This window comes from Nocardia sp. PE-7, from assembly GCF_030486425.1.
In the GTDB taxonomy this organism is placed as follows: Bacteria; Actinomycetota; Actinomycetes; order Mycobacteriales; family Mycobacteriaceae; genus Nocardia; species Nocardia salmonicida_A.
On sequence record NZ_CP129614.1, the window covers coordinates 5,942,485 to 5,960,087 of the forward strand.

A 17,603-nucleotide genomic window follows, 5' to 3' on the forward strand; every position below is an offset into this window, starting at 1 on the left:
TTATGCGCTGTCACACTGTCGACCCGAGGATGGATTCCCGGCATGTTGGATAAGCGATTTGTCCGCGAGAACCCCGACGCGGTGAAGGAAGCCGCCAGTTCGAAGGGAGTCGCTGTCGATGTCGACGCACTCCTCTCTCTCGATGAGTCCGGGCGTTCCCTCCAACATGATCTAGACAACGCTCAGGCCCGGCGCAACGCGATCTCCAAAGAGTTCGGCAAGGCCGACGCCGCAGGCAAAGACCAACTGCGAGCGGAGAGCACCAAACTCGGCGACGAGATCTCGAAGCTGAAGGCCGACCTCGAGGTGAATCTGGCCGATCAGAGCGAGATCCTCCTGCGTCTGCCACAGATCCCGTGGTCGGGTGCTCCGATCGGTGCCGACGAATCAGCCAACACGGTCGTCCGGACTTGGGGCACGCCACCTGAATTCGATTTCGAGCCGCGTGATCATGTCGATCTGGCCGAGTCCCGGGGCTGGGTAGAGTTCGCGCGGGCGCGCAAGGTCGCTGGTGAGCGCGCCTATGCGCTGCGTGGTGATCTGATGCTGCTCGAGCGCGCGGTGCACTCCTATGCCCTGGATCTGCTTGTGCGGCAGGACTTCGTCCCGATCAGTGTTCCGGCGCTTGTTCGTGAGCAGGCACTTGTCGGGACGGGGATGTTCCCAGGCCATCGCGCCGAAACCTATGAGCTGCCAGCCGATGACACGTTCCTGGCTGGGACTGCGGAGGTGGCCTTGGTGGGCCTTCATTCCGACGAGATCCTCGACGTGGGTGACCTGCCGTTGAAGTATGCGGGGATGTCGCCGTGCTTCCGCCGGGAAGCGGGTTCCGCGGGCCGCGACGTGCGAGGCCTGCTGCGGGTGCACCAGTTCGAGAAGGTCGAGCAGTTCGTGATCTGCGAGGCTGACCCCGAGGAATCGGCGCGCTGGCACGCAGCGCTGCTGGCGAGTGCCGAGACTGTTCTCCAGGAACTGGGGCTTGCTTATGAGGTCGTCGAGTGCGCGACCGGCGACATGGGTTTGGGCAAGGTCAGGATGAACGACATCAACACCTGGTTGCCGAGCCTTGGCCAATACCGCGAAACGCACTCGTGCTCGACTCTGGGGACCTGGCAGGGTCGCCGCGCGAATCTGCGCTACCGCGACGCCGAGGGCAAGGTGCAGTTCGCCGCCACGCTCAACAACACGGCCGTGGCCACGCCGCGACTGCTCGCGGCACTGTTGGAGAACTTCCAGACCGCCGACGGCAAAATTGCGGTGCCGACGGTCCTTCAGCCCTACATGGGTGGCAGGGAACTGATCTGAAAAATCTGCTCTAGCACCACGCCCACTTGCCGGGTAGCGAGGTCGAGTTCCGAGATCGGAACGAACTCGTTCGGTGAGTGGGCGTGGCGCAGGCTTCCGGGTCCGAATACGACGGCCGGAGTACCTGCGGGGCCGAAGAATCGGGCGTCTGAACCACCCAGAAACCGCTCGGTGGCGACTTGCTGGCCGGTCCCACGCTGTGCGTGCGCAAACACGCGTGCCAGGTCGGTGCCGGTGCCGGTGCGCTGAAGGCCGCCGATCACAACGCACCACCGCGGTGTCATCTGCAGCCGCACGCGAACCTGTGATTCACTGTGCGACGTTGGTACGGTTGGGGACACCGAACCAACTCACGTGCAAAGGATTCCGGGATGCGGCCAGGTAGCGAAGTTTCCGTCACTGAGCTCGCAGCGTGGGTTTCTTCCCGCGTTCCGACCACCCACCGATACGTGCTGGGCATCGCCGGACCTCCGGCTGCCGGGAAGTCGACGCTGTCGCAGCACCTGGCGGCCGCCATCACCCGCGAGCACGCGATCGCGGCCGAAATCGCGCCGATGGACGGGTTTCACAAGACCTCAGCCGAGCTCGACGCGGTGGGCGCACGTCACCGCAAGGGCCAACCGGACACCTTCGACGTCTCAGGGTTCGTCGCGCGCCTGAAACTACTGCGCGAAGCACCACTGGGAGAGCCGGTGCCCTGGCCGATCTATGACCGTGAGTTGCACGATCCGGTGCCGGACAAGATCGCCTTCATTGCCCAGCGGCTCGCGGTCGTCGAGGGCAACTATCTCCTGCTCGACCAGCCCGGATGGGCAGAGGTCCGCAGCCAGCTCGATGAGGTGTGGTTCCTCGATGCCGACGGCTCGATCATCGAGCAAAGGCTCACCGACCGACATCTTCTAGGCGGGAAGACCGCTGAGCAGGCCAAGGCCAAGATCGCCGACAGCGACATGCCCAATGCCCATTTGATCGTGGGTACTCGCGGCCGCGCCGACGTGGTGCTAAGCGAAACCTCCGGCAACTATTTCGTCAGCGAAGTTCGCTGAGACTGCCTGCCCAGCTGCGGGTGCCGAAGGTACGGCACGACAGCGTCGCCACGGCGGAGGCGCGGGTGAGCGCATCGACGAAGTCGCGGCCGGGTTCGTAGTAGGCACAGAACGCACCGTGCAGAATGTCACCGGCACCGAGGGTGTCGGCGTAGCTGACCGCCGCGATGTCGATCGCGCCGTGCTGTCCGTCGGTTGCATAGAGGATCGGCTCTCGACCACGGGTCACAGCTACCCGCTTCGGGCCGACCGAGCGCAGGTACTCCAACAGGGTGTTGGTATCTCCGTCGAAGCCCGGAGGGGCGAACGCCGACGAGCAGATGACGGTATCGACGAGCGGGAGAAGATCGTCGTGGATCGGCTTCCACCGGCCCGCATCGAGTACTACCGGCACCCCGGCCTCGTTGGCGCACCGAGTGATTCCCAAGGCCAGATCAGGGTGATGGCCGTCGACGAGGACCACCGAGGCGTGGTCGATATGTTGGGCGAGCTCCGCGGTGAACAGTGCATGGATTCGCGCAGCGTCGAGACCGACGATTGTTCGGGACTGGGCATCGAGGGCAACCACGATCGACGACACCGGCGGCTGGGCGAGGTGACCGGGTGTCGCGTCGACGACCTCGACGTGATGGGCGCATAAATCATGACGGACAAGATCGGCGAGAGGGTGCCCGCCGAGTGCGGTGATCAACGTCGGCCGATGGCCGCCCGTCACGATCGCGTACGCGACCGCGGCGTTCGCGGCGGGCCCACCTGCGCCGATGAATTGATCGGTGGCTTGAGTTTTGGTGTCCTCGCCGGGATAGCGGTCCACGGCATAGGCGATGTCGAGGGTGGACAGGCCGACGAACAAGGCCGAGGTCACCGGGACTCCTTCGGGTCAGCGGATAAGGAGGTGTTCAAGGTTGGCGGTCTGATCGGAGTAGGCGCGGACGCTGACGACGGCCACGAACTCGTGCTCGGCGGCGCGCTGTTGCAGGGTGTTCCAATGTTTCGCCAGGTACCAGCTGGCGCCGGTCGTGCCCCGCGAGCCCAGCCCAGCGCAGAAGAACCAGAACCGATCCGGGTGTAGGTCCGGTGACGGACGCACACGCGCGATGATGCCGATGTTGCGGCTGTCGGAGGAGCTATAGCTCTGACCGTCGACGAGTTCGAGGTGTTCCAGGTACGGACCGTCTCGGGCGACGCTGTCTCGGATGGTGAAGATCGGGTCCTCACTGCTCTCAAGATACATGTGCGTGCAGTCGTTGCTGGACAGGCCGAAGCTCAGGTACGGCCGGTCGCAGGCCAGCACAACCTCGCGATCGCTTTGAATTTCGGCGGCGATCCCGTTGTGCGCCTCAATCATCGACATCACGTACAACATCCCGCGAACATCGTTTTCCGCGAGCGCGGTCGACACGTCGATGCGGTGGGCGGCGTTGAACACACTCGCTCGTTTGCTGAAAATGTGTTGGCGCGCAATCCCTGCGGCCTCGAGGGCCTCGACCGAACGAGTGGCCAACTCGAACGTCGGAACAGCCAACGTTGCACCGCGATGAACCATTTCGGCGCCAAGGAACGCTTCTAGATCGTGATCGACTGTACGGTCGGCTGCCTGCGAGCCGGTGGCCGGTCCGTCGGCCATCGAGAACAGAGCGTGAATCGACCAGCCAGGGAACATTCGGGCCAGAACCCGGCGGTGATGGTTGTACGGGAGGCTTTTCACTTCCCCTGAAAGCCAGTTGTAGAACTGGGCTTTCGACGGCGGATTCCCGCGTGTACTGGCATCGGCTCCGGCGCAACGCCTGTACTCGCCGCAGAAGTCCGTATGACTCGACAGATGCCGCTCGGCGAGCAACATCTTGAGCACGGTCCCCATGACTTCCCCCCATTTGCAGGTACGCAGCGCTGTCGAGCTAGCGAACGATCCTATCGACAACGCGAGTCCAGTGGACGAGATAAGACCAGAGTGGACGAGATCGGACCGCGGCGGCGCTGCGACTGGACTGGTTGAGCGCGAACACTTCTCGTACATCGCATCGAACATCGTTGCGCTCGTCGGACTCTCGACAGACGACGACATCGCCTGTGACCAGGAGGAACGCCATGGGCCAGATACTGGATACCACAGCACATCCCGGCGGCTCTGACGTGATGGACACAGCCCAACAGATGCGGTGCGCGTTTGTGGATACCACGGTGTGGCCAGCGCAGGCGATCGGCGCCGCCCACGAACACCTCGCCGACGAACTCGCCACCAACACAACGGGATTCATTCTGCACACCTGCCAGCGGGTAGAGGCATACACCCTCGACCGGCCAGCGGTGCTGCCCGACCCCTCCGGCGAGGTGATCGGGCGAAACTCCGTGGCGCGACGCCTGACCGAGATCGCCGCCGGTGTCAGGTCCCAAGTGCTCGGCGAACGGTTCGTCCTGCAGCAGGTCGCGCTCGCCGGCGCGACCGCCGAGGAGACCCCGTTCACCAGGGTTGTCGGCGACGCGGTGATGGTGGCGACCGAACTGCGTCGCCGCCACAACCTCGACGCGGCCCTGGACTACCCGGAGGCCGCGCTCCGGATCCTGACCGACCGCCAACCCGCCCGCCCGGATTCACTGGTGGTCATCGGCGGCGGCATGCTGGCCCGCGCGATCGCCGCCCACGGCCGCGAGCTCTACCGCAACGTCATGGTGGTCACGCGCTCGCCCAAGCGGGCCCGTCGACGGCTCGGCGAGATGGCAGCGTCTACCTCGGTGTGCACCCCGGCGGGCGCCTACGCGCTGCTCGGATCCACACGGTGGGACGCGGTGATCGCCACGACCAACCTCGACGAGACCTACCGACTCAAGATCGGCGCGCTGGTCGATGACCGTAGCTGTGTTGGGGCGGTGGATCTGTCCTCGGTCCCGCTGCGCAGGAGCTGCACCGAGGGCTACCAGCACATGTACGGGCCACGATTCGCCTCGTTGATCGACCAGCAGAACGCAGAGGTCGCCGACCGTGTCGAGCTGGTGCGACGGGATATCGCCGAAATCTACGGGGAGGACTAGATGAGCATCGACGTCGATGTCCTGGTTATCGGTTGCGGACCGGCCGGAATCAGCGCCGCAGACCGGCTCGCCACCGGCGGCGCACGGGTGCTGGCCGTCGACGCCGGTCGCGGGCACACCGTGCGGACCTGCCCGGTCGATCTGATGATGGCCTGCACCGGCTGTCGCGCGTCGTGCAATGTGATCTCCGGGTTCGGTGGGTGCATCCATTACGGCGACGGGGTGAAACTCTCGCGGTTCCCGTCTGGACGACGGCTGGCCGAACTGCTCGGTCCCCTCCGCGCGCCGCGGTTGGAATCGGAAGCACTCGATGCCCTGTGCGGTTCGCCGCTGCCCACATTCAGCGGAGTCGCCGCAACCGGTTCGCCGTTCCCGGTCAAGGACTACCCCGTCGTCTCGCTGACCTCCGAGCAGGTGCGCGGCGTCATCGACCGCGCAGAGCAGCGACTGACCGCCGCAGGAGTGCAGGTCGCGCTGCGGACCGAGGTGAGCGCCCTGCGCCCGGCAGTCGGCGGGGGCTGGCAGGCGACCCTGCGCGGGCGACGCCACAAGGAACTCGTACACGCGGACTCGGTGGTCGTCGCGGTCGGGCGCCGTGGTCGATCGTGGTGGCACCGCCAGATCCGGGACCTCGGGCTGGGATTCACGCCCCCGACACCCTCGGTCGGCGTGCGGTTCGAAGGCCCCGCGGAGCTGCTGCGCGGCGGCGCGCTGGTCCACGAGGACTACAAGACGACCCTGACCCACGCCGGGGTGAAGATCAAGACGTTCTGCTACTGCGCGGGCCGCGACGGCGGGGGCGGGCGGATCAAGTTCACCGACTACCCCGCCGACGGCTACACCTTGCTCGACGGGCACGTCATCGCCGAAACCGGCCACGACGACCAGACGGTAGCGAACTTCGCGCTGCTGGCCCAGCTCCGCGACGAGACCGGCCAGCCGTGGGATCTCGACCGCGTCGACACGGAGCTGATGACGCCGTACCGGAAGCTGCGCACCGATCGCCCGGGAAAGCCTGTCCTGCAATGGTTTCCGGACTTCGTGGCCCGCCGGGTCGCCTGCGACAGCCTGGCCGAGTTCACCCGCCGGTCCGGGGTGGCGCCGTCGGTGGCCGACTACGAGATGGCTAACCTCGCCGCGATCCTGCCTGTCGACGTCCACGCCGCGTTGGTCGCAACCTTCACCGAGCTGGCCGACTTCTTCACCGGCGCCCAGATCGCCGAGTACGGGCACCGCATCGGCGTGATCGGCCTCGAACTGGAAAACACCTGGGACGAAATGGTTCTCACCCCTGACCTGGAGACCACCGCGCCACGGCTGTACGCGGTGGGCGACTGCTCCGGACTGGCCCAAGGCATCGTCCAGGCCGCCGTCGGTGGGCTGGCCGCAGCCGAGCACATCCTCCACCAATACGACCTCGTGAAAGGACTCGCCGGATGAACCAGACGCCCAAGCAAACCGTGAGGCTCGCGCAGATGAGCTTCGGGGACAACCTGCTCGCCGCCTGGGTTGGCGGCTCCTACGCCCGCGGCACCGCCAAGCCCACCAGCGACGTCGACACCGTGGTGATCCTGGCCGAACCGGATCACGACGCCGAATGCCGCTTCGCGGAGCAATTCCGGGACCTGCACCGCGCGGCCGGACTCAAGTTCGACCACGTCGGCGAGGTCTTCGACCTGACCGCCCTCCGAGGCCTACTGGACTTCACCGAGAGCTGTGTGGCCGCTGTGCCGGCGATTCAGCAGTCGGCCTGCTACCTCGCCGACTGCCCGATGTCGGTATTCCGCAAGGGAGATGTGGTGTTCAAAATGCTCGAAGAGCCCAAGATCTTCGTCCACGACCCGGGGATGGTCGTCGACGAACTCACCGCCCGCGCCGTGGATTACTTCCAGCGTTGGCCGATGCCGAGGATCCAGCCACACAAGAACGAGCTGAGCCTGCCCGCGGGGTCGCGCGCGGCCGCGCTCGCCGAGGCATGGTCGCGGCGCGCTGACACAGACGACTGGGTCGACACCCCGGTCGGGGTGAGTCTGCACCGCTGGTTCGGGCCCGACCTCGCCGTGCGCGCCGGTGCGTTCAACCGGCAGCCACCGGTGACGGTCGCCGTCGGGCAGCCGCACGCGTGCCCGCGCCCGGTCGCCGACGGCGACCTGGCCGAGCTGCTCTCCGCGCAGTGCCTGTCGGTCCCGACCGCCGTCGTCGCGGGAGGTGCGCGATGACCTCGATGCCGTTGGGGCTGCCCACTCTTCGCCGCCCGATCTACGCCCAGCCGCGCGAACGATTCGTCTTTCTGTACCCCACAACCGCATGTCAGCTTCGGTGCCGACACTGCTATGTGGGCAACGACCGACTCAACGCCGCCAACACCATGAGCGTCGAGCACGCGATCGAGGTCATGGACTACTTCAAGCTCACCGGCGGCCACGACAAGCTCTACCTGCTCGGCGGCGAACCGACCATGCACCCACAACTCGGTGACATCGTGCGCGCCGCCCGCGAGCGCGGCTACAAGGTCACCATCAGCTCCAACGGCGAATTCAGCGACGAAGTGTTCGACGCCATCCCACCCGGCACCCTCGACAGCTTCAACTTCTCGCTGGAGTCGGCGGATCCGGTGGTGCACCGCAAGATCCGCGGCAACCCCCACAACTTCGCCAAGGTCACCGCCAACATCACGGCCGCACGCGAACGCGGATATCAGGTGCGGGTGATGACGACGATCTCGAAAGCCAACCGCGACAACGCCTTCGACCTGATCCCGTTCGTGGCCGAGCTCGGCGCCCACACGCTGAGCTATCACAACTTGGGCAAAACGGGCAACGGCGGGCGGATGCTGACCCCGCTCACCCCGCCCGAGTGGATGGAGTTCTGCGATGAACTCGAAGCGCACCAGCCCGAACCCCGTCTGGCGGTGTACTACCCGCCCACCTTCGTGCCCGCCGACCAGCAGGCGAACTGGTTCGAACGCGGCTATCCCGGCTGCCCGGCGCGGACCCTGGACCGCCCGCACGTCTACCCCGACGGGACCGTGTTCGCCTGCCCCGTCTTCATGGACGACGGCCGCCACTTCGCCCGGTTCGAGGCCGGGAAGCTGGTGCTCAACCCGGATCCCAACAACGAATTCAACGCCTATCTGACAGCGGATCCGGTGTGCTCGGGCTGCGACAAGGTCGACACCTGCGGCGGTGGATGCCCGGCCTACTCCCAGATCCCCGCCTACCGCGACTGGTACTCCTGCGACCGCGACACCACTCCACTGTGCATCTTGTGGACGGTCTCGGCGTGGGGCCCGCGCGACGACGACTCCCTGCACGCCCTGCGATAGGACGGACCTACCGTGACCGACATCCTTGCCCACTCAGCACCATTCGCGACCGCGGCGACCGCGATGCGCGAGCCGTTTTTGTTCCTCTACATCACCGAGAAGTGCCCGCTGCGGTGCAAGCACTGCTACATGGGCGATCGCCTAGACCTCGAACGGAAGATGACCCCCGCCTACGTCGAGCAGGTGCTCGAGGCGGTGCGCATCACCGGCGGCCAGTACAAGGTGTACCTGTTGGGCGGCGAGCCGACGACCCACCCCCAGTTCGACGAGATCCTCGACGTCTGCAAACGGCAAGGCTTCAAAGCCGTGCTCACCACCAACGGTCTGATCCCCAACCGCACCTGGCCCGTGCTCGACGACCGGATCGACGCGTTCAGCTTCTCCATGGACGGCGCCACCTTGGCGACCCACGAAGCGATGCGCGGCCCCAACACCTGGCGGCCGCTGGTCGCCTCGATGAAACGCGCGGTCGCCGCCGGGTTCCAGACCCGCGCGATCTTCACCGTCACCACCGCCAACCAGCACGATGTCTTCGACGCGATCGACTTCGCCGACGACATCGGGCTCGAGATGCTGTCCTTTCACTACTTCACCCCGACCGGGCTCGGCCGGGACAAACCGCACTTCCAGCTCGCCCCGGCCGATTGGATGGCGCTGTGCGGCCAGATCCGTGACAAGGCCGCAGGCAAGCAGGTGCGGGTGTTCTACCCGCCGTCGTTCTCCCCCGCCGAGCAACTGCCTGCCCTGCGCCAGGCCGGCTACGGCGGATGCACCGCCCGCAACTTGGAGCGGCTCGCGATCTTCCCCGACGGCCGCGTCTACATCTGCAGCATGTTTTTCGACACCGACCTGCACTACGGCACGATCATCGACGGTCAGGTCGTGCCCCGCGCTGCCAGCGGCACCGAGTTGACCTTGGTCAACCGGGTGTCGAGCAACTGCCGCGGCTGCCCACAGGGATCACTGTGTGGCGGCGGGTGCGCGGCCTACGACCACCTCGGCAAGACGCTGACCAGCAGCGACTGCGACCGCAAGACCGTGCCGGTGTGCCCGCTGTGGTCGATGCCCGCCGCACCCGAAACCGAACACCGCCTGATCGACCTACGCTGACAACAACCACCTCGCGAACGGATTCCCCACCATGGTCTTGCCTTTCAGCTGGCCGGAATGGCAACGCCTCGACGCGACCGCGCTGGCCGAGCACATCAGGACCGGCCAGACCACGGCCGCCGAGGTGGCCACGCAAGCAGCCACCGCGATCGAACGGGCCGATCCACGACTGCATGCTGTCCTCGAGGTCTTCGACGACGTAGTCGAAGACCCGACACGGGAACTGCCACCCTCACCCGGGCAGTTCGCTGGGGTGCCGATGCTGATCAAGGACTCCGGGTCCGGTATGCGGGACCGACTGCGCGAGTGGGGTTCCCGCGTATCGGTGGGGCAGCGCCCGACTGCGGACTGCCCGGTGACCGCGAACCTGCGCCAGGGCGGGTTCGTTCTCTTGGGGCGCACGAGATTGCCGGAGAGCGGCAAGACCTTCGACACCACCACCGACTACTGCGGATCGGTCATCGCGACGCGAAATCCCTGGGACCTGGCGAAAACCCCCGGCGGATCCTCGGGCGGCAGCGCCGCGATGGTCGCCGCCGGTGCCGTGCCCATCGCGCGGGCCGGTGACGCGGCAGGTTCCACTAGGGTGCCCGCCGCGTTCACCGGCTTGGTGGGACACAAACCCAGCAGAGGTCTCCTGCCACCCCCGCTCGGGACCAGCGAGCTGACCAACCATCGCATCCAGGAAGGCGTGCTCACCCGCACCGTGCGCGACCAGGCCGCCGCCCTCGACATCATGATCAGCGGTTACCCGATGTCGCACTTCATCGCCGCCCCGACACCGCCGACCTCGTTCGCCCAACAGATCCGCCGTCCGCCCCGACAGCTCAGAATCGCTGTGTCCACCGGTCAATGGGGACGCCCCGGCCGATGCTGCGAACCGGTCGCCCGCCAGATCGTCGGGGTGGCTTCGGTGCTGGCCGACGCACTGGGCCACCAGGTCGAGATGGTGGGCGATGACCAGATCTGCGAGTGGGAACCATTCTGGGACGCCGTCGAGACGAACTGGCTTGCCACCAGCTGGTTCTGGCGAGCTGTCGCGGCGCAGCGCGGCTGGCCGGTGGAGCAGATACGAAGCCTGCTCACCCCGCAGAACGCCAACCTCCTCGACGCCGGTGAGCACCTGACCATCGCCGATCTCGGGACCGCGCTGGCGGCCAACCCCCGGCTGATGGCATCGCTGGCGCGTTTCTTCGACCGCTTCGACGTCCTGGCCTGCCCGGTCTTCCCCGACCCGGCGCCCGACGCGGGTGGCCCGTACTCGCTGCTGTCCACCGCGCCGTTCGCGACCTGGCTCGACACTCTGCTGCACGGCATGCGATATACCGTGCTGGGCAACGAGTCCGGGCTCCCATCGATCTCTGTCCCCACAGGTCTTCTCGACGGCATGCCGACGGGCATCCTGTTCTACGGGCGACCTCACAGCGATGGGCTGGTGCTACAGCTAGCCGCCCAGCTCGAACGCACTCGACCGGAATGGTTCGCCACCACCCCACCGATGCTCACCGACAGCGCCCGCTGACCCCTGACATGACGGTGGGCACCGGCCGCAGTCTTCGCTGTGATCGATGCCCACCATTTCCGGCGCCGAGTTCGGCGCGATGGTCACCCCAGCTTGGCGGTAGCCGCCTCGATCCGTGCCAGGGTTCGGTCTCGGCCCAGCACCTCGAGCGACTCGAACAGCGGCAGACCGATAGTTCGTCCGGTGACCGCGACTCGCACCGGTGCCTGCGCCTTGCCCAGCTTGAGGCCCTGCTCGGCCGCCGCGGCCTCGATCGCCGCTCGAATCGACTCGGCGTTCCACTCCGCCTCGGTCAACTGCGTTACGGCGGAGCGCAACATCGCTGCTGCGCCGGGCTTCATCGCCTTGGACCATGCCGCCTCGTCGAGCACCGGCTCGTCGAGAAACAGGAAATCCACATAGCTCGTGATCTCGCTCAGCACAGCGATCCGCGACTGAGCCAACGGTGCCACCGCAGCGAAAACCTTCGCGTCGAATGCATCCTCGGCCCACACCGCATGCGGGGCACGCAGCCACGGGCCACACACCTCGATGAACTCCGCAATGCTCAGCGCGCGAATGTACTCACCATTGAAGGCTTTCAGCTTTGCAACATCGAAGAACGCGCTCGCCTTCGTGACATCGTCGATCGAGAACTGCGCCATGAGCTCGCCGAAGGCACGAATCTCTGGGCCATCGTCGCGCGGTCCCCAGCCCAACAACATCAGATAGTTGACCATCGCCGCAGGCAGATAGCCCTCGGACAGATAGTCCTCCAACGCGACCTTGTCGCGGCGCTTGGACAGCTTCTTGCGCTGCTCGTTGACGATCACCGGCAGGTGCGCCCACACCGGCGGCGTGTGCCCCAACGCCTCCCACAGCAGTTGCTGTTTGGGCGTGTTGGACAGATGCTCCTCGCCGCGGATGACCTCAGTGATCCTCTCATCGACATCGTCGACGACGTTTGCCAGCAGGAATAGCGGAGTGCCGTCCCCGCGGGCGATCACGAAGTCCTCGATGGCACGGTTGGGGAACGCGGTCGCGCCCCGGATCCGGTCAGCGACCACAGTCTCGCCGTCATCGGGAGTGCGGAACCGCAGCGCCCGGCCTGGCGCGTAACTCAGACCCCGCTCGCGGCAGTAGCCGTCGTAGCCAGCGTCAGGCTTGCCGGTCCGCTCGGTCACCTGTTCACGGGTGCAGTCACAGTAGTAAGCACGTCCAGCCTCGAACAGCTGCGCGGCTGCGTCGCGATGCAGGCCCGCGTTCGCCGACTGGAAGTACGGTCCCTCGAAAGCCGGATCAGAGCTGTTGATCCCGATCGCTGACAGCGCGCTGAGAATGCCCTGCACCCACTCAGGCTTGTTCCGCGCCGTGTCGGTGTCCTCGATACGCAGCACGAACTGCCCAGCGCCCTGGCGAGCGACCGCCCAGTTGAACAGGGCGGAACGAGCACCACCGACATGGAACATCCCCGTCGGACTCGGGGCGAAGCGAACACGAATAGTCACCAGGAAAACCTACCTTTACCTGCGGAGCCACCCCGCCGGGGCTGGCAATAATGGAAGACCTATGAATTCACGTCAGTCGCGCCGTAGTACGCATTCACCTGGGTACGAGCCATCTCGCAATCGCTTCATACTCCTTCTGCTGACCCTTCGAGATGGATCGCCATCCCCAACGCATGCAGCAACGTCATCGAGTCGAATCAGCGGCTGTGGTGCGTCGTGGTCGTGTAGCCGCAGCTCGCTCAGGTAGCCCGCCAGATGGAACATCGCCTACCGGGGAGCCCCGCGCGTTCGGACCCTACAGTCGTGGATCGTGCACGAGCCGGAAGTCGTGCAATGGTTCGCCCCGGCCGCCGGCGGCGGTGAACTCGCGGCCGATGGCTTCGCTGGCCGGGATGGTGCAGTCGCGGCCGATCACCGCGGCTGACAGGATCAGCGGGGCCTGGTGCGTGTGCCATGGCGTCACGCAGTGAGCGTCATCGCCCACGGTCAGCATCACCCATAACGGCACCCGACCGTCAGGGAGAACGCAATAGTCGTCTCCGGTGCTTGCACCACTGAAGTCGATGCCGTCCTGATCACCCATGTGGCTGCGCCTTTCTGGCAATTGTCCTCTAGCAGAGGCTCCTCAGCGTGGCTGGCCGTGTCGGGGGCAGATCGCACGGTTAGAAGTAGTTCTTAAGCATCTCGGTCGACCAGGGCGCCTGCTCGACGTCGCCGCGAGGCCCGAACTCGGCGAACCACGGCTTGATATCGAACACGGGAGTGCCGTCGACGGCGTCTAGTTCAGCGACGTGGAGGTCGAGACCGTCGATGCGAAGCAGTCGGGCGCGGGAGACTCCGAGCCAGTTGACGCGACGCATGTTGCGGTGCCCGAAGATCCCGACCTCGGGCCACTCAGGGTTGTCGCGCGCGCTGCGGGCACCTAAGTGGAGATCGGATTGATCGGTCAGATGGAACCGGAACACGACCTCAACATGGGAAAATTGGTCGAGCCCCTTGACGGAATCTTCACTGAAACGAGGGTCATCGATCCTGATGATCGTCTCTGTGTCACCCCACTGATCGTCCGTGGGTTCACGGCGCCCACCGACCACGTGCGCGATCGGCACCACTTCGAACTTCTCATCCGTCATTGCTGCGTTCCTATTTCCCTTGTGCTTGCAGGTATTCAGAGGCTCGGTTATCGATCTCGGCCAGCCCCTCCACCGCCGAACCACGATGCGGCGCGACGGCCGCCCGGATACCGTGTGCCACGGCGCGTGTGCGACCAGATTGAACCTGACCCATCGACACCAGCGCGGACTTCCATGTTGCGCAAGCTACTTCGAGGTCGCCCTGTCTCGCTTGCACCGCCCCTAGGTAGCCGAGGGTGACCGCATGAGTTCGTGCAAATGCCTGTGCTTTCCGTTTGCGCACACTGCGGTCGAATTGTTCAGCAGCGCCGTGCAGGTCGCCGGAGTCACGGAGAACACACGCAGTTTCGTGGGCCAGGCTGGCCTCGGTGAAGAAGAACACCCGCGAGGGTTCAGCGATTGAGCTCGATGCCGAGGCAAGGTCCTGTTCGGCGACGATCACAGCCTTCGCGGCCTCTGAACGTCGGCCGACAGCGCTGAGGGCTTTCGCGTGAACAATCTTGAGCAATGCTCGCTCGCGGGGGGTAGCAGTGCTGTACCGGGAGCCAGCGACGGAAGCCTCGGCCAATTCGAGCCCCTCTGCGGCGTGTCCGAGGTCGATCGCCTGGTGCGCCATCGCACGCAAGATGTGGCCGGTCAACGGCGCATCCTCCGCCTCGGCGGCGAGTTTGGTCGCCGTCGCGAAATAGCGCTGAGCCGCGGAATGCTCGTCGTTGTCGAAGGCCATCCAACCTGCCAAGTACGCCATCTCGGCCGCTGCCGAGAACATATCTCGGCGCACGACTTCGTCGGTGTAGGTGCCGTTGAGGTAGTCAACGACCTCACTGCTGAGGTACTGGACAACAGCGCGTCGCCCGTGGCCACCCCCCATGCGCTGTTCGATCTGGGAGAACAGCGTCATGACGTTGCGGACGTCGGTGACATCGGAAGATCCGACGTGCCGGATCGCGCTCTGCGCTCTTGATACTGGTGCGGAGGTGTCCAGCCATCCAGGCAGCAATACCGAGGCGCCCAGTGCTGTCGAGTACCCGCCACGCAGGAACGCGCGTCTTTCCACGTCAGCCTTTCCAAGGTCGGCGAGGGTAGCGACTGGATCTTGAAGGCCACCGAATCGCTTCTCGTAACACGCTATGACATCCGGCGGCGGTGTGCGCTCACCGGTCTCGTAGTAGGCCAGCGCGGACTTCCCCCGGTGAATTTCGGCCGCCAACGCAGCCAACGAAACGCCTGCGGCCTCGCGGGCGGCTCGGAGCTGCGCACCGACGATAGCGGCGTGACTGTCCATGCTGTCGAATCATGCCATTCTGTGGACACGTTGTGGATAACGCTCCGTGCAGTGAACCTGCGTCCTAGCGACACACTGGTGCTCTCGACCGCTAGGAATCAGTTGTACAGCACAGTTTTTCAAGATGTCCGCAGCTCAGTTTTCGGCGAGAACCCGGCAGCTTCACGAGATCAAGTAGCTATCGTTTGGTCGCTTCAAGGTAGCTCGCAAACGAATCGGTGAGGCTCGCGAGCGCGGCTTCGCCTTTGGCGGCGGTGGCGGCCGAGGGGAGACCAATGATGCCTGTGGGGGTGTATTCGGCCATTCCAGTCAGGAGGAAGTGCCGTCGATCTGTTGCGAGGTGATCGGCGTCGCGATAGGAGTCACGCACCAGTTCCGGGCGGGCGTGCAACAAGATTGATGTTTCGAGCTCGCCGCCATGCATGTCGTCGTGAATGTCGCTCACCATCGCCGCTTGCGTTCGAGCAGCTTCCCAGTCCACGCGACCGGGGTAGAGCGCGACGTTACGGCCGCTGACGTTGGCTTCGGCGGCGATGTTGGACAGGACATAATTGCCGCCGTGGCCGTTGACGATGACCAGGGTGGTGATTTCGCTTCTCTTTAGGGAAGTTCTGATGTCGTCGATCATCACCGTCAGGGTGGATGCGCTGATGCTGACAGTGCCGGGGAAGGTCTCGTGTTCGTGGCTGCAGGAAAAGGTGATCGGCGGCAGCAGCACGAGTTGATATGTGGCGGCGATTCGTTCGGCGATCAGGCAGGCAATGGCTGTGTCGGTGATCAACGGGAGGTGATCGCCGTGTTGTTCGAAGCTGCCGACGGGCAGGACCGCGACCGTACTGTCGAGACGTGCGACGTCGGTCGAAGTGGCAGTCGTGATCAGCTCCACTCGAACTCCTCATCGTGAGTTACTGAGGCGACCTGGGCTGTCGCCATGTGTGCGCGCAGCATAGCGGCGAAGTCGAGGATGTGGCTGCGATGTCCTCGGGCCGCGAGCGCGACGCCTACTTGCTTCAACTGCTGGATCGTCCGGTGCGAGCCGGTGTCGGAATGGATTGTCAGCGCATGCCTGGCGACGTCGAGGGCTTGGTCGGGTTGGCTGACGCCAGCGTAGGCGGTCGCGAGCCGGGCAAAGCCCATCCCGAGGTCGCGGTGGTTGCCGGGTGTCCAATCCGCGAGGCCTGATTCGAGGGTGGCCAGGGCCTTCTCGGGGCGGCCGAGTTGGACCCAGCAGTGTGCGGCTTCCATCGCGATATAGCCCGATGAACAGTATTGCGCCAAGTCGTTGGGCTCCGTGTTGTCGTCGGAAGCGAGCGCGGCGGCCTCCGCCAGTGCATCGACACATGTTCGGCGGTCTCGTCGGTCGCCCGTGATCGCGGTTCGTTGTGCGTAGGCGTGACCTTTTTGCCGCAACAGGACCGAGCGTTGCCGCACGGTCAGCCCGACGGTTCTGGTGAGCGCTTCGTCCACCAGATCGACTGCCAAGCTGGTGTTGTCGGAGTCAGCTGCGATGTTGGATTTGCGCATCAGGACGTAAGCCCGCAGTTGGACGTCGCCGCTCTGCTCCGCACGGTTCTGGGCTTCGTTCGACCATCTCATCGCGGTGTTGAGGTTTCCGGCGTCTTGGTGCAGCCAGCCCAGGAATTCGGCGAACCGGGCGGAAGTGTAGAGCAGCTTCCCGTGACGTCGCCCCAGACTAGTTCGCATCGCGGAATCTATTGTTGTGAACTGGCTTTCGACGACATCGAGCAGATCGTGCGGACCTGCGAGCATGTCGAGATTAGCGTAGTGGGTCAGCGTCGCGAGGTGCGTTTCGGCGAGCGGGTCCTCCGTCACTGCGTTCGATGCTGGGACCGTTTGGCCACTAGGGAGCCGCACCGGCGCGATGCCCTGTGCCGGAGGCGTTTTCGACTGGAGGTCGAACCAGAGAAGCTCTTCTGGGATTCCGAGGATGTGGGCGATCGTCGCCAAGACCGTGTCATCGAGTTGGGCACGGTGGTTTTCGAGCCGGCACAGTCGCGGCTGCGAGATGCCCAGCCAGCGCGCCAACTCCGATTGCGGTAGCGGGCGGTGCCCGTGCGCGGGGTGATGTCGGTACGCCGCGAGGATCGATCCGATATCCCTGCTGCGCAGAGCATCTCGCAACTCACCGGTCCACCACTGCGCGGCGGGCAACCGTGAGGCGTATGACGCGTGCGCGCAGTCGACGCACAGCGAATGCGCGTCGGTGCCGACGGCGGGCCGTCGGCACCGACGCAGCCTCGGAACCCAGGCGATGACGCCATCTGTCCACCCTAATCCTCGACCGATCTCGCAGTGAATCAAACCTATTCACCCGAGCACTACAGCCGGAGCCGACCAAC

At 65.3% G+C, this 17,603-nt stretch carries 17 protein-coding genes; 8 read left to right on the forward strand and 9 right to left on the reverse strand.

Annotation, left to right across the window (positions count from 1 at the left end; all coding sequences use genetic code 11):
• The first annotated feature begins 42 nt into the window (after window positions 1-42).
• Complete coding sequence (serS, locus tag QX204_RS27955; RefSeq protein WP_301903504.1) at window positions 43-1,305, forward strand: serine--tRNA ligase; 1,263 nt, start codon at window positions 43-45, stop codon at window positions 1,303-1,305.
• On the opposite strand, the gene QX204_RS34485 is transcribed toward serS, so the two are convergent.
• Window positions 1,278-1,589, reverse strand: a complete 312-nt coding sequence (locus QX204_RS34485; protein WP_367620208.1) for a M20/M25/M40 family metallo-hydrolase — start codon at window positions 1,587-1,589, stop codon at window positions 1,278-1,280. The two genes, serS and QX204_RS34485, sit on opposite strands and share 28 nt — an antisense overlap.
• An 87-nt stretch (window positions 1,590-1,676) precedes the next feature.
• Here QX204_RS34485 and QX204_RS27960 point away from each other — a divergent pair, with 87 nt between their 5' ends.
• Window positions 1,677-2,351 carry a nucleoside/nucleotide kinase family protein gene (locus QX204_RS27960; RefSeq protein ID WP_301903505.1) on the forward strand — a complete coding sequence of 225 codons (675 nt, stop codon included), beginning with the start codon at window positions 1,677-1,679 and terminating at the stop codon, window positions 2,349-2,351.
• Here the strand turns inward: QX204_RS27960 and QX204_RS27965 are convergent.
• Window positions 2,335-3,216: a PfkB family carbohydrate kinase gene (locus QX204_RS27965; RefSeq protein WP_301903506.1), complete on the reverse strand. Its 882-nt coding sequence runs from the start codon at window positions 3,214-3,216 to the stop codon at window positions 2,335-2,337. The two genes, QX204_RS27960 and QX204_RS27965, sit on opposite strands and share 17 nt — an antisense overlap.
• Window positions 3,217-3,231: 15 nt before the next feature.
• Window positions 3,232-4,212 (reverse strand): hypothetical protein, encoded by a 981-nt coding sequence (locus tag QX204_RS27970; RefSeq protein ID WP_301903507.1) that lies wholly within the window; start codon window positions 4,210-4,212, stop codon window positions 3,232-3,234.
• A gap of 308 nt (window positions 4,213-4,520) precedes the next feature.
• On the opposite strand from QX204_RS27970, the gene QX204_RS27975 reads away from it, so the two are divergent.
• From QX204_RS27975 to QX204_RS28000, 6 genes are read left to right on the forward strand one after another with little or no spacing between them, the layout of a single operon-like run.
• Window positions 4,521-5,381 carry a Rossmann-fold NAD(P)-binding domain-containing protein gene (locus QX204_RS27975; protein ID WP_301903508.1) on the forward strand — a complete coding sequence of 287 codons (861 nt, stop codon included), beginning with the start codon at window positions 4,521-4,523 and terminating at the stop codon, window positions 5,379-5,381.
• Window positions 5,382-6,821, forward strand: coding sequence for an FAD-dependent oxidoreductase (locus QX204_RS27980; protein WP_301903509.1), 1,440 nt, complete (start codon window positions 5,382-5,384; stop codon window positions 6,819-6,821).
• Window positions 6,818-7,600 carry a nucleotidyltransferase domain-containing protein gene (locus QX204_RS27985; RefSeq protein ID WP_301903510.1) on the forward strand — a complete coding sequence of 261 codons (783 nt, stop codon included), beginning with the start codon at window positions 6,818-6,820 and terminating at the stop codon, window positions 7,598-7,600. Before QX204_RS27980 ends, QX204_RS27985 begins: the two co-directional genes overlap by 4 nt.
• Window positions 7,597-8,706 (forward strand): radical SAM/SPASM domain-containing protein, encoded by a 1,110-nt coding sequence (locus tag QX204_RS27990; protein ID WP_301903511.1) that lies wholly within the window; start codon window positions 7,597-7,599, stop codon window positions 8,704-8,706. Before QX204_RS27985 ends, QX204_RS27990 begins: the two co-directional genes overlap by 4 nt.
• Window positions 8,707-8,718: 12 nt before the next feature.
• Complete coding sequence (locus tag QX204_RS27995) at window positions 8,719-9,816, forward strand: radical SAM/SPASM domain-containing protein (RefSeq protein ID WP_301903512.1); 1,098 nt, start codon at window positions 8,719-8,721, stop codon at window positions 9,814-9,816.
• Window positions 9,817-9,847: 31 nt separating this feature from the next.
• Window positions 9,848-11,338, forward strand: a complete 1,491-nt coding sequence (locus QX204_RS28000) for an amidase (RefSeq protein WP_301903513.1) — start codon at window positions 9,848-9,850, stop codon at window positions 11,336-11,338.
• 83 nt (window positions 11,339-11,421) lie between these two features.
• Here QX204_RS28000 and gltX read toward each other — a convergent pair whose 3' ends face one another.
• From gltX to QX204_RS28030, 6 genes are all read right to left on the reverse strand, one after another.
• Window positions 11,422-12,825 (reverse strand): glutamate--tRNA ligase, encoded by a 1,404-nt coding sequence (gene gltX / locus QX204_RS28005; protein ID WP_301903514.1) that lies wholly within the window; start codon window positions 12,823-12,825, stop codon window positions 11,422-11,424.
• A gap of 295 nt (window positions 12,826-13,120) precedes the next feature.
• Window positions 13,121-13,408 (reverse strand): hypothetical protein, encoded by a 288-nt coding sequence (locus QX204_RS28010; protein WP_301903515.1) that lies wholly within the window; start codon window positions 13,406-13,408, stop codon window positions 13,121-13,123.
• A gap of 79 nt (window positions 13,409-13,487) precedes the next feature.
• Window positions 13,488-13,958: an SAM-dependent methyltransferase gene (locus QX204_RS28015; protein WP_062990315.1), complete on the reverse strand. Its 471-nt coding sequence runs from the start codon at window positions 13,956-13,958 to the stop codon at window positions 13,488-13,490.
• Window positions 13,959-13,968: 10 nt separating this feature from the next.
• Window positions 13,969-15,243, reverse strand: coding sequence for a helix-turn-helix domain-containing protein (locus tag QX204_RS28020; protein WP_301903516.1), 1,275 nt, complete (start codon window positions 15,241-15,243; stop codon window positions 13,969-13,971).
• A gap of 178 nt (window positions 15,244-15,421) precedes the next feature.
• Window positions 15,422-16,129 (reverse strand): creatininase family protein, encoded by a 708-nt coding sequence (locus QX204_RS28025; protein WP_301903517.1) that lies wholly within the window; start codon window positions 16,127-16,129, stop codon window positions 15,422-15,424.
• Window positions 16,120-17,415, reverse strand: a complete 1,296-nt coding sequence (locus QX204_RS28030) for a helix-turn-helix domain-containing protein (protein ID WP_301903518.1) — start codon at window positions 17,413-17,415, stop codon at window positions 16,120-16,122. Before QX204_RS28030 ends, QX204_RS28025 begins: the two co-directional genes overlap by 10 nt.
• Window positions 17,416-17,603 lie beyond the last annotated feature (188 nt).

Bases quoted from the DNA above. Each gene is read 5' to 3' on its own strand.
- serS (WP_301903504.1), top strand. From the start codon at position 43: ATGTTGGATAAGCGATTTGTCCGCGAGAACCCCGACGCGGTGAAGGAA.
- QX204_RS34485 (WP_367620208.1), bottom strand. From the start codon at position 1,589: ATGACACCGCGGTGGTGCGTTGTGATCGGCGGCCTTCAGCGCACCGGC.
- QX204_RS27960 (WP_301903505.1), top strand. From the start codon at position 1,677: ATGCGGCCAGGTAGCGAAGTTTCCGTCACTGAGCTCGCAGCGTGGGTT.
- QX204_RS27970 (WP_301903507.1), bottom strand. From the start codon at position 4,212: ATGGGGACCGTGCTCAAGATGTTGCTCGCCGAGCGGCATCTGTCGAGT.
- QX204_RS27980 (WP_301903509.1), top strand. From the start codon at position 5,382: ATGAGCATCGACGTCGATGTCCTGGTTATCGGTTGCGGACCGGCCGGA.
- QX204_RS27985 (WP_301903510.1), top strand. From the start codon at position 6,818: ATGAACCAGACGCCCAAGCAAACCGTGAGGCTCGCGCAGATGAGCTTC.
- QX204_RS27990 (WP_301903511.1), top strand. From the start codon at position 7,597: ATGACCTCGATGCCGTTGGGGCTGCCCACTCTTCGCCGCCCGATCTAC.
- QX204_RS28000 (WP_301903513.1), top strand. From the start codon at position 9,848: ATGGTCTTGCCTTTCAGCTGGCCGGAATGGCAACGCCTCGACGCGACC.
- QX204_RS28010 (WP_301903515.1), bottom strand. From the start codon at position 13,408: ATGGGTGATCAGGACGGCATCGACTTCAGTGGTGCAAGCACCGGAGAC.
- QX204_RS28015 (WP_062990315.1), bottom strand. From the start codon at position 13,958: ATGACGGATGAGAAGTTCGAAGTGGTGCCGATCGCGCACGTGGTCGGT.
- QX204_RS28020 (WP_301903516.1), bottom strand. From the start codon at position 15,243: ATGGACAGTCACGCCGCTATCGTCGGTGCGCAGCTCCGAGCCGCCCGC.